This window comes from Candidatus Electronema sp. TJ, from assembly GCF_048287355.1.
GTDB lineage: Bacteria > Desulfobacterota > Desulfobulbia > Desulfobulbales > Desulfobulbaceae > Electronema.
The window spans coordinates 1-9222 of sequence record NZ_JBLWEP010000099.1 but is presented as its reverse complement, the minus strand read 5'-3'; the positions used below and the strand labels follow the sequence as shown (position 1 = coordinate 9222).

Sequence of the window (9222 nt, the reverse complement as noted above, 5' to 3'; positions counted from 1 at the left end):
GCCCCTCGTATTCGGAAAACAGACGCTGCCCGGCGGCCTGAACAACGCATTCCCGTGCCTGTCAGAAAACATCGGGAATGGTTTTCTGAAAACCTCGCTCGATGCCGTCAGAAAACATCGAGCGAGGGAAACATACGAGGTCGAGCGAGGGAAGCACACGAGGTCGAGCGAGGTTTTCTGAAGACATCGAGCGAGGTCGTCAGGAAACCTCGCTCGATGTTTTTGCAGGAGCAGCAGGGAGAGGGTGCGTCAGGGCTTCTTGAAGGCCTCGGCCAGCTCAGTCACGGCCATGGCGTAGCGGTTGGAATGGTTCCAGTGGGTGATGGCCTGAAAGTTGGGATAGCCCGCGATGTAGCGGAAGGCCTGCGCTGACTGCTGCGGATCCAATTCCAGCTCGACTATGGACAGAGGCCGGTTACCCGGCGAAGGCGGAATCGTCCGGCCTGGCGCGGCGGCGCGGACGGCCTCGACCGACACCCGGCCTTTCTGCCAGCCTTTCTCCATCGCCTCCCGCAGCCGCTTGTCCTTCAGCTCCGGCCCCAGCTCGGCATAAACCGGTGCGTCCAGCACCCAGCCGTGCTTGCTGATGTAATTGGCAATGGAAGCGAGCACATCCGGCACCGAGTTCCAGACATCACGCTTACGGTCGCCGTCAAAGCTGACCGCGAAGGAGCGGAAGGAAGAGGGAATGAACTGCGTCTGGCCGAAAGCCCCGGCGTAAGAACCTTTGATGCCGTGCGGATCCATGCCGTTCTCCTTGCAGAGGCGGAGGAAATCAACCAGCTGGCCCCGGAAGAAGTCCGAGCGGCGCGGGTATGCGTCAAACAGCGTGTTCAGCGTTTGCAACACATCGAAGCTGCCCTGATTGCTGCCGTATTTGGTCTCCACCGCCCAGATGGCGACAATGGTTTCCCGGTTCACGCCGAACTGCCCTTCGATCCGGTCGAGCAGCACCTTGTGCTCGAGCAGCCTGGCCTTGCCTGTGCGGATGTTCTGCTCGGTGATGAAAAGCGGGAAGTAGCTGTAATAAGGCTTGGCCTCCCAAGGCCGGTCCATCAGTTCCAGCACCTTTTTGGAGAGAGTCTGGCCTTGGAAAATACGGCGCAGCTCGTCCTGGCTGAAACCGTGTTTCAGCTCCAGCTCACGGAAGAGCTGGCGGTACTTGGGCTGCTGAAGATCAATCAGCTGGCCGTCCTGCACCAGATCAGCGGCTTTAGGGGCTGCGTTTGTCTGCGCCGACGCAGCAAAAGGCAAGGCAAGCTGGAGGGCGGCGAAAAGCAGAGCGGAGCAGGAAAGAGAGGCGATGCGCATGGAAAAACAGGGAGTTTCAGGTTGATCAGACAGCCTGCCGCCTGAACTGGCAGCTGAAGGCACGGATGAAGTCGTCAAGCCGCTCAACGGGCAGGGCGTTGATGCCTGCCGCAGCCGCCCGCCCGCCGCCAGTGGGAAACTGGCGGCAGAGGCTGTCCGCGCCGTTCCGATTCTGCAAGGGAGCGCGGACGCTGACCAAGAGCGAGCCGTCACTGTTTTCAGTCAGCAGGGCATGGGCCAAGGCAGGCCGCTGGTTGGCCAAGGCGTTGGCGCAGACACCGGAGACCCGCCGCGCCCAGGCTTCGGCAGGCATGCGGAAGACCCGGCCTGCTTCATCCTCATGCAGCGGCGTGGAGGACAAGGCTTTGTCCATGTCGTTCTTGCAGCCTTCGCGCAGAGTGCGCAGGGCCGGGGATTCCGCATGAAAGGCCAGCGGGTTCTCATAGGGACGGACAAGGCGGCACAGCTCGGCAGGATGAAAATAGAGATCGTCCACGGCCGCGCCGTAGCTGTTGTAGTTGAGGAGGATGCCGGTCTCGCGCAGCCGCTCTGTTTCCTCGCAGCTGAGACTGAGCCGCCGGGCGAGCTGCAAGGCGGCTTCGTCGAGATTGTCGCCGAAAGCGCCAGCCACTGCCCAGAGCGCGTGCCTGTCGTTCAGCAGCTTGTTGACAAGCAGCGAGGTGCAGAGCAGCGGGTCAGGGTCGATGTGCGCGGTCAGCCGTTCGGAAACCGGCACCTCGCCCGCATAGTGATGGTCGGCATAGAAGACCGTGCAGCCGTTGGCGAGCAGCTTGAGCAGGCTGTCCCGGTTCTTGTCCAAGGAGATGTCCAGCACAGTGACTTGGCTGCCTTGCTCGTCCTCAATCTGCCGGAGCAGAGCAACGTCGCGCTTCACCCCGGTGATCAGGCGGGCTTCCGGCTGCGGCTGCGCCAGCCGCAGCTGGTGCAGAGCGCAGATGCCGTCCGCGTCGCCGTTGAAGACATCAAGCCGCTTCATGCTTGTTTAGAAGTCCATGCCGAAGGGGCTGCCGATGTTGGCAAGCTGGAACATGATGGTGATCTGCTCGTTGTCCGGGGTGGTCTCCGCTGCCAGCTCCACCGACCAGCAGGAGGGATGATAGATCAGGCGCACCTTCTCTTGCACGGTGATGGAATCCTCCAAGGATTTCTCCAGCGAATAGCCTGCGGAGAAGTCGTACATCAGCTTGATCAAGGTCGAAAGCCGCACTGAGCTGGTGTCGCTGCCGCCCCAGATGTTGTTGTAATACAGGTAGTCCAGCGAGAAGATGTCGCCCCTCCAGCTCCGGTAGTCACCTTCAGCAAAATGCCTGAGGAAGCCGTCATCATAGACGCTGATGTCGGTTTCGTACTTGAAGATCAAGCTGCTGGTCGGATACCAGGCAGTGCGCAGCTCAACCGGCAGGAACGGCTCGTCGTCCGCCTCGCTGCGCAGGTCGTAGCTCTGCTGGAGTTTGACATAGCCGTAGTCGCGCTCGAACTCCTCCTTGTTCCGCTTGATCCCAGAGACACTGAAGAAGTTGTTGATGCCGTAGGTTATTCTATTCTGGTCGCCGAAGCTGTCCACCGCGTCAAACTGGGGCACGTCCTTGTCGTCATCAGTGACATAGGTGTGCTTGAGGAAGGGGCGGAGAACATGGCTCCAGCCGTCGCCCGTCTCCCCGAAATCCTTGCGCAGCAGGGTGGAAAGCTCTGACTCGAAAGAACCAAGGACGCGGTTCTTCGTGTCGCTGTCCGCCCAAGCCGCATCGCCGTTGCCGTCAATGGAGTAGGCCGTGTTGCGGAGACCGGCAGTGAAGGCGGTTTCCATGCGCTGCTCAAAAAAGGGCACCGCCGCTGTCACTCTGGGATAGAGGTCAATCCTCTGTGCGCCCACTCCCGTTTCCCGCCAGTAGTGCACATAGTCTGTGTTCCACAGCAGGTCGGTTTTGACTTCGTCGTAGATGTTCAAACGACCAGTGTGTTTGACCTCCGGCAGCTTCCACAGGGCAGTTGAGCCGTTTGCCCCTTCAGCGAGATCATCAATGCCCACCAAATTGGCTTGCAGCGACATGCCGTTGCCCCACGAGCGCAGCGTGCGCAGGCTGTTGGTGCGCTGATCTGTTGTTCTGTCCTGCAGGCCGCGTCCGAACTGGTCAAGAAAATAGCGGTCGCTCTGGGTCAGGCCGGTGCGGGCAAAATCAAATTCGCTCAGATAGTCACGGTCAGAAATCAGGTCAAGGTCCAGCCGGGCTGTCCACTCGCCGAGCCGCTGGTCCGCCTTGCCCCGCAGCCAGTAGCGTTCCTGCTCGGTGTAGGTGTAGCGGCCTTCCGCATCCAGATCGTCTGAGAGGAAGTTGGCCATGAGCGTGCCCTTGTCTCCCTGATCGAGCGCATAGCGGCCCTCGGCCCCGGCCATCAAGCCCCGGTTGGCGATGTAGTGCGGATACAGAGTGATGTCCGCGCTCGGCGAGAGGTCAATGAAGAAGGGCAGCTCCATGCCGAAGCCGTTGCGGTCGGACATGGACACCAACGGGAAGAGGAAGCCGGTTTGGCGGCTGCGCTTGGCAGGCAGGATCATGATCGGTGTGTAGAGCACCGGCACGTCCTTGATGCGGAATGTGGCGTGTTTGAGGTAGGCGTAGCCGCCGTCAGTGATGTCCGCCTCTGCCGCCTTGAAGCTCCACGGCGGCGTTTCGCCGTCTTTGAGCTTGCAGGTGATGATCCAGCCGTCTTCAATATGATAGGTCAGTTCGCCGGTCTTTTCAATTTTCCGGCCTTCAAAATGCATGTCCTTGTACTGGCGGATGATGGCCGCGTTTTCAAAGTAACCGGTCTCCTGCTTGAGGTTGACCGTACCCCCGGTCGCTTTGAGCTGTTCTGGACCGATTTCAATGAAGACCTTGCCGTCCGCCCGCACGGTGCCATCGTCCATATTGTAGAGCATCCGGTCAGCTTTGATGGTGGTCATCACCTTGGAGACCGTCACCGTCTTGGCTTCGGCAGTATTGCCGCTGATTTCCGGCACCGCCTTGGACACAGCCAGCATGTCACCGCCTTCAGCCGGGACTGCCTGCTGTGTAGGAGCAGAAGCAGCGTCCGCCGCCGCGCTGCCGAGCAGATCGTCCCAGCCGCTTTTCTTTTCCTTTTTTCCCTGACCGGTCGTCTTCTCAATTTTGGTCAGTTCAACATTGCCTTCCGCCGCAATACGGGCAGGGTTCTCCAGCCGGGTCAGCTTGTCGGCATTGATCTCCCATTGCTGGGCTTTGACGGATTCCGCCGCCGCGTTCAGCGCGGTGGCCAAGCAGCAGAAAAAAATTGCGGCAGGCAAAAGTGGTCTGAGGGAATGCACCTTGACGCGCTCCTGTGAGATGGTAAAAGAAAGGAACAGCTTGCAGTTTGGCTGATTCTGCCTCAAACTTACGCTTCCGCCCTGCCTGTGTCAAGGGAAAAGGCGCGGCAAGCGGCGCAGTTTGCCCTTGCGCAAAGCTGGATTTTCTTTTATACAGCAGGGTATTGCGTAGTCAGGTTTTCGGCCCTTTCAACCTCATCCTTGCCAAGGTGGATTCCTCCGGCGGCAGCGGTCTCCGCATCTCCGCAACGTTCCTATGAACTACATCTTCGGCCCGGTCAACTCGCGGCGGCTCGGACGCTCGCTGGGCATAGACCTTTTTCGGGAAAAAATCTGCTCCCTCAATTGCATCTACTGCGAGGTGGGAGCGACCACGCTGCTGACCTGCGAGCGGGCGGAATATGCTCCAACAGCGGCGGTCATGGCGGAAATTGATGCCTTTTTCGCTGATCAGGAGCGGGCGGCAGCGGTGGATTTCGTCACGGTCACGGCCAGCGGCGAGCCGACCTTGCATTCCGGCTTAGGCGAGATTCTGGCGCATCTGAAACAGCAGACGGCGCAGCCAGTTGCCGTGCTGACCAACGGCACTTTGCTCTGGGACGCGCAGGTGCGGCGCGAGCTGACGGCGGCGGACGTGGTTATTCCTTCGCTGGATTCCGCCCTGCCTGCCGGATTCCGGCGGATTGACCGCCCGGCCAAATGTCTTGATCTGACCAAAATCATCGAGGGCCTGACGGTCTTTTCGCACGAGTTTCATGGCCAAATCTGGCTGGAAATCCTGCTTGCCCAAGGCATCAACGACACGGATGAGGAAGTGGCGGCTCTTTGCCAAGCGGCGGCGCGGATGCGGCTCGACCGCATCCAGCTCAACACGGTGATCCGGCCTCCGCTGGAGCCGTTTGCCCGGCCTTTGCCGCAGGCGCGGATGGAGGCGGTCGCGGCGGAGTTTCTCCGGCGCGATCCGTCCCGGCCTGTGGACATGCTTTCCGGCGGCGCGGCCCAGGAGGAGAACGGGCCAGCCGGACGGAAGCAGTTTGATCTCAGCAGGGCCGCCGACCGGCTGGCCTTGCAGGACGAGATTGTGGAAATGCTGAAACGGCGGCCTTGCACGGCTGCCGACATCAACCGCGTTTTCCCTGCGGGGGGCGCGGATAGGGTTGAGCAGCTGCTTGACGCGCTGGTCCGGGACGGTCTGCTGCACAAGCGGACGCACAACGGCAGGCTCTATTATCAGACAGGCCCGGACGAGGCGCATTCGGAATGAGCGTGGCTGCTTAGATTGTTTACTTTTTTCATTCAGGATGCTGAATTATGACCGATGAAGCGGAGAAGCCCGCTGAAGAGCAGGAAAAAAATCCACTGAAAGAGGGTGCAGCGGAAGCCGCGCCGGAAAAGAAGGTGCCAAAGAAACGCGCTCCACGCAAAAAGAAGAGCGAGGAACCGGCGGCGGAGGTGATTCCGGCGGAAGCTCCGGTTGCAGCTGAAGCTGCGCCGGAAGAAAAGAAGGCACCGAAGAAGCGTGCCCCTCGTAAGAAAAAGAGCGAGGAGGCTGCGGCGGACAAATCGGCGGAGGTGATTCCAGCGGAAGCTCCGGTTGCAGCTGAAGCTGCGCCGGAAGAAAAGAAGGCACCGAAGAAGCGTGCCCCTCGTAAGAAAAAGAGCGAGGAGGCTGCGGCGGAGGCTGTTCCGCCGGTGACAGAGACGGTGCGCGAGGAAGCGCCTGCCACTGCGGAAGCGTCAGAAGAATCTTCTGACCAGCCTGTTCCGGCAGCCGGTGCTGCGGAAGCTCCGCCGCCTGCGAAGAAGAAGCGTTCCCGCCGCCGGGGCAAGAAAAACCGGGCTGAGACCGAGCCTTCTTCGGGGCAAGCTGAGGAGGCTCTTGCACCGGAGCAGCCCGCTGCTGAGGATAAGGAAAAAGGTCGGCAGAAAAAGAAGCCGCAGCCTCCTCCGCGCAGCCGCGAAGAGGATGAAGACGATGATGTGATCAGCGACGATGAGCTGCCGGAGCGCAGCCGCAAGAAAGTCTGCGCCAAGCTGCTGATCAACGCGGAGGAGCCGGAGGAATGCCGCATCGCCATAGTCGAGGACGGGCGGCTGGAGACTTTCCACGTCTCGACCACCGTCAGCGAGCGCACCAAGAACAACATCTACAAAGGCCGGATTGTCTCCATTGAGCCGAACTTGCAGGCCGCGTTCGTCGAAATTGGCACCGGGCGCAACGGCTTTCTGCCCTTCATTGACATCCACCCGGAATACTACAAAGAAGACATCAGCGAGCAGACCCGCACCCTCATCCGCCAGCAGCAGTGGCGGAAGCTGAAGATCGAAGACGTGATCAGCAAGGGGCAGGAAGTGCTGGTGCAGGTGGTCAAGGAGATCACCGGCAACAAAGGGGCGAACATCACCACGTATTTGTCTCTGCCAGGCCGCTGTTTAGTCCTCATGCCAGGCAGCGACAGCTCCGGCATCTCGCGCAAAATCTCCGGCGATGAGCGGCGCAGCGAGCTGCGGCAGATGATGGCCAATCTCAGCCTGCCCGAAGGCATCGGCTACATCATCCGCACTGCCAGCGCGGAGATCACCCCGGCGGCACTGGAAGAAGACCTCAGTCAGCTTCTTAAACTCTGGGAGGAAGTCAGGCGGCGCGGCCAGACCATGCCCTCGCCTTCAATGGTTTATGAGGATCAGGACACCATCGTCCGCTTTCTCCGCGACCATTTCACCCCGGATATTCAGGAAATCATCGCCGATACCCAGGATGCCTGCGATCAGGCGGCCCGCTTTGTCGCCGGTCTGCCGGAACCGCAGCGCAGAGTGCAGGTCAGGCTGCATCGGGGCGTGAAGCCGATCTTCAACCAGCACAGCGTTGAGGAGCAGATTGAGTCTATCTACCAGCCGCAGGTGCAGCTCCCCTCCGGCGGCTCGATCGTCATCAATCCCACCGAGGCGCTGGTGGCCATTGATGTCAACTCAGGCCGGACCTCGCAGAAAGGCGATTTCGACCAGTCCATCTTTCTTGCCAACATGGAGGCGGCGGAAGAGCTGGCCCGTCAGCTCCGCCTGCGCGATCTTGGCGGCCTGATTGTCGTGGATTTCATAGACATGCGCAGCAGCTCGCACATCAGGGAGGTGGAGCGGCAGGTCAAGAACGCCATGCGGCGCGACAAGGCCAAGGTGGACATCAGCCGCATCTCCCGCTTCGGCCTGATGCAGATTTCCCGCCAGAAGATGGGCGCGCCGATTGAGAAGGGCAGCTATCATGTTTGCGAATACTGCGGTGGACGCGGGGTGCTCCGCTCGGTGGAGACGCAGGCACTGCACTATCTGCGCCGGATTCAGACCGGCATCAGCCGCAAGAAAGTCAGGCGGGTGGAGGCCAGCCTGCCGCTGGAGGTCGGCCTCTATCTGCTCAACAAGAAGCGCAATGACATCGCCGATCTGGAGGCCAAGCATCAGGCGGCGATTGAAATCCGCCTTTGCCCGGACATGCGGCCCAACGACCACAAGATTGATTTTCTCTCCTGACGCATGGCAGGCCTGTCCGCTCTCTTGACAAAAGGGCGGACAGGCGGTAAGCTCTGCGGCATCATTCCTCATCGCCCGGATGGCGGAACAGGTAGACGCAAGGGACTTAAAATCCCTCGGTTCTTGTAACTGTACGAGTTCGATTCTCGTTCCGGGCACCAGTAAATTCAAAGGGTTACAGTTGTTTTGCTGCAACCCTTTTTCTTTTGATTTTTCCCGTCTGTGTAATTCCTGTGTAATCGTGCCCAAGAACGGCTTTCGCTATTCTTCATGTTTCATGCCGCAGACTTATACCGTTTTTCCAGCACGTCCATAGCGGCCTGAATATGCTCGCCGTTTTGATGGCTGTACCGGGCCACCATCTGCAAAGTTTTATGCCCTGAAATCCTCTGGACAGTGGGCAGGTCAACCCCGGCTTGGACAAGATGCGTTATTGCCGTATGCCGCAAGGTATGCGGAACAACCTGCTTTGGATCAAGCCCGGCAGCTTTCACCACCTCCCGGAAGGCGTGCTCCGGCCATCTGATATGTCCGCATTCTGACAACGCGGAAGGAAAAAGCCACTCCTGCCCCAGTTCCGCTGTCTTCAAAATCTCGGCAAGATATTCAGCCAGATTCTTTGTGACAGGCTGCTCCCGTGCGCCTGCCTTGGCCTGCGGAATGAAGATGATCCGCCGGTGCAGGTCAATGTGCTCAAGACGGATGGAGAGTATTTCTGACCGCCGCATGGATGTTTCCAGAGCAATCCTGATGAAAGGATAAATGAATGAGCTTTGATGCTCCGCCGCCTTGTTCAGCAGCTCTGCTGCCTGCGCAGCGGTGAGATAGACCATCCTGCCGCCATCCTCTTTCAGGCGGTTGATCTTGGCCGGGCGGTGATCAATCCATTTCCATTCAACCGCCTTGGAAAACAGATGCGACAGCGCGGCCAGCTCCCGATTGATGGTTCCGTTTGTCACCCCTTCCTCTTTCCTGCTCTTCTTGAACCGTTCAAGATCAAAGGCGGCAATGCTGGAAAGCGGCTTGTCCTTGAAGAA

7 protein-coding genes and 1 tRNA gene are annotated in these 9222 nt (G+C 59.6%); 4 read left to right on the top strand and 4 right to left on the bottom strand.

Features of this window, described 5'->3' with window-relative positions; all coding sequences use genetic code 11:
- A partial coding sequence (locus ACNKID_RS08190) for a hypothetical protein (protein WP_417912951.1) occupies window positions 1-181 on the top strand: 181 nt, incomplete at its 5' end.
- Between the two features lie 68 nt (window positions 182-249).
- Here ACNKID_RS08190 and ACNKID_RS08185 read toward each other — a convergent pair.
- Genes ACNKID_RS08185 through ACNKID_RS08175 form a run of 3 tightly spaced genes read right to left on the bottom strand, consistent with a single transcriptional unit; the run spans window position 250 to window position 4639 of the window.
- Complete coding sequence (locus ACNKID_RS08185) at window positions 250-1311, bottom strand: lytic murein transglycosylase (protein WP_417912950.1); 1062 nt, start codon at window positions 1309-1311, stop codon at window positions 250-252.
- Between the two features lie 25 nt (window positions 1312-1336).
- Window positions 1337-2308: an acetyltransferase gene (locus ACNKID_RS08180; protein ID WP_417912949.1), complete on the bottom strand. Its 972-nt coding sequence runs from the start codon at window positions 2306-2308 to the stop codon at window positions 1337-1339.
- Window positions 2309-2314: 6 nt separating this feature from the next.
- Complete coding sequence (locus tag ACNKID_RS08175) at window positions 2315-4639, bottom strand: LPS-assembly protein LptD (protein ID WP_417912948.1); 2325 nt, start codon at window positions 4637-4639, stop codon at window positions 2315-2317.
- A 277-nt stretch (window positions 4640-4916) separates the two neighbouring features.
- On the opposite strand from ACNKID_RS08175, the gene ACNKID_RS08170 reads away from it, so the two are divergent.
- The 3 genes from ACNKID_RS08170 to ACNKID_RS08160 all read left to right on the top strand — a co-directional run bounded on the left by ACNKID_RS08170 (window position 4917) and on the right by ACNKID_RS08160 (window position 8346).
- Entirely contained in the window at window positions 4917-5924 is a 1008-nt protein-coding gene (locus tag ACNKID_RS08170) for a radical SAM protein (protein WP_417912947.1), read from the top strand.
- Between the two features lie 47 nt (window positions 5925-5971).
- Window positions 5972-8185 carry an Rne/Rng family ribonuclease gene (locus ACNKID_RS08165; protein ID WP_417912946.1) on the top strand — a complete coding sequence of 738 codons (2214 nt, stop codon included), beginning with the start codon at window positions 5972-5974 and terminating at the stop codon, window positions 8183-8185.
- 73 nt (window positions 8186-8258) lie between these two features.
- A tRNA-Leu gene (locus ACNKID_RS08160) sits at window positions 8259-8346 on the top strand.
- A gap of 114 nt (window positions 8347-8460) precedes the next feature.
- Here the strand turns inward: ACNKID_RS08160 and ACNKID_RS08155 are convergent.
- On the bottom strand, window positions 8461-9222 hold a 762-nt coding region (locus ACNKID_RS08155; protein ID WP_417912945.1), incomplete at its 5' end, for a tyrosine-type recombinase/integrase.

What these genes read in the sequence shown, in the direction of transcription:
- ACNKID_RS08165 (WP_417912946.1), top strand. Translation starts at nt 5,972, where the DNA reads ATGACCGATGAAGCGGAGAAGCCCGCTGAAGAGCAGGAAAAAAATCCA.
- ACNKID_RS08185 (WP_417912950.1), bottom strand. Translation starts at nt 1,311, where the DNA reads ATGCGCATCGCCTCTCTTTCCTGCTCCGCTCTGCTTTTCGCCGCCCTC.
- ACNKID_RS08170 (WP_417912947.1), top strand. Translation starts at nt 4,917, where the DNA reads ATGAACTACATCTTCGGCCCGGTCAACTCGCGGCGGCTCGGACGCTCG.
- ACNKID_RS08180 (WP_417912949.1), bottom strand. Translation starts at nt 2,308, where the DNA reads ATGAAGCGGCTTGATGTCTTCAACGGCGACGCGGACGGCATCTGCGCT.